This is a genomic window from Aequorivita vitellina, assembly GCF_022008365.1.
GTDB classification, from domain to species: Bacteria; Bacteroidota; Bacteroidia; order Flavobacteriales; family Flavobacteriaceae; genus Aequorivita; species Aequorivita vitellina.
Window position 1 is genome coordinate 1 of the sequence record NZ_JAIRBA010000071.1, and the last position, 1,969, is coordinate 1,969.

Genomic DNA, 1,969 nt, shown 5'->3' on the forward strand with positions numbered 1-1,969 from the left:
GATGTTTTCCTTGATGCAAATGGAGTGGCTTCAATTAGCCCTAACGATCTTGTAACAAGTGTTAACGAAGCTTGTGGATACACCATTACCGCTGGCGGTACTGGCGGTGGAAGCAGCGAAAGCCTTACTACAACCTTTGCGGGTGGTAACGGACTTGACGGTGCTATGTTTGATGTTATGGCTATAAACGACCTTACCATCGACTCTTTTGATGTAAACCTTGATACCGGAATAACCGATGATATTGAAGTATATTTCAAAACAGGTACTTGGGTAGGTTCGCATACCAATCCTGGCGATTGGACATTGCTAGACACAGCCGCAGGTATTACTTCTGCAGGTGATGGTTTACCAACCCCGTTAAACCTTGATTTAGGTGTTACAGTAGCTGCTGGTGAACGAGTAGCTTTCTACGTAACCACATTAAATGGTGGTATGAACTACACCAATGGTACAACAACAGGAAACCTGTTTGCTTCTGACGCCAACCTTGAGTTTTACGAAGGTCGCGGAATGGGCTATCCATTTACCGGAGGTTTTGAACCAAGAGTATTCAACGGAAATATACTTTATACTACCGGCGGAGGCTCTGGCCTAGACTTTACGTGCGCAGATCTTGGTGAGAACATCATTGAAGTGACCGTGACCGATGCTAGTGGAAACGCTTCTACTTGTATGGCCGTAGTAAATGTAATCGATAACATTGCCCCAGTAATTACTTGTGGTGTTGCAAACGTTACTTCAGAATTAACAGATTTTGAAGCCAGTACAATTCCAACAGGTTGGACTACCGTTGTAACCAGCGGTTCCGCAGACTGGACCTTTGGTTCGGGCGATATGCCAACAGGTGGCGACTTCCCTACCAACGCAGCTATCTTTGATGACGATGCAGCAGGTAGTGGATCGGCTAACGTAGTTTCACTTCTTTCTCCAGTGTACGATATCTCTGCAGCTGTAACCGCATCTATCTCTTTTGATTATGCATTGCAGGAATTTGCAGGAGACGGTTTCTTAGAGGTTGAAGTTTATGACGGTGCAGCTTGGCAACAAATACTATTTGTAGATGTTGACACAGACCCAACCAACTCTGGTGCTCTTGATATGGCAGCTTATATGAATGCCGATTTCCAAGTTCGCTTTACTTTCGATGACGAAGGTGCTTGGGGCTGGGGTGCTGGCGTTGATAACTTCCAAATAGACTACGAAGGTGTTAGCACAGGTAACGTTGTAGAAATTGAACTAGGCCCAGATGGTACTACTACTATCGATCCGTACAGTTTGGTTTCCAATATAGAAGAAGCTTGTGGTATCGATACCATTGCGGTAGATGTACCTACGGTTACTTGTGCAGATATAGGAACCCCAGTTATGGTAACTGTATTTGTAAGCGATACCAGCGGCAACCTTGCCTCTTGTGTAGCTGAAGTACACGTGGTTGATAGATTGGCTCCAGTGCTTACCTGCCCTGCAGACCAAACAGTTGACCCAGGACCAGGTAACATATATTATATTGTACCAGATTACTTCGCAACTGGCGAAGCAATTGCCGACGATAACTGTACAGATCCTGTAACAGATACTACCCAAGACCCTGCTGCGGGCACGGCATTGCCAGACGGTGTTTACACTGTTAGCTTTACCGCTACCGATGAGTACGGAAACACATCTAGCTGTGACTTTGAACTTACAGTTGAATCTGTTCTTGGTGTGAATCAAAATACTTTAGAAGCTGGTGTGGCATTATATCCAAACCCAGCGAGCCATGTTGTAAACCTTGTTAACAAGACCAACATTTCTCTAGAGAAAATGATGATTTACGATGTAAACGGAAAATTAGTAAACCAGATAGACCTTCGCACTATGCAAGGTGAAAAAGCAGTTGATGTTTCATCTCTTGCATCTGGCGTTTATATGGTACAGATTATTGGTGAAAAAGCAAGCACTGTAAAGCGCTTGATTAAAGAGTAAT

General features: G+C 44.3%; 1 protein-coding gene. It reads left to right on the forward strand.

Features of this window, described 5'->3' with window-relative positions:
* A partial coding sequence (locus tag K8089_RS15945; protein ID WP_237604289.1) for a T9SS type A sorting domain-containing protein occupies positions 1–1,968 on the forward strand: 1,968 nt, incomplete at its 5' end.
* Between the last annotated feature and the right edge of the window lies 1 nt (position 1,969).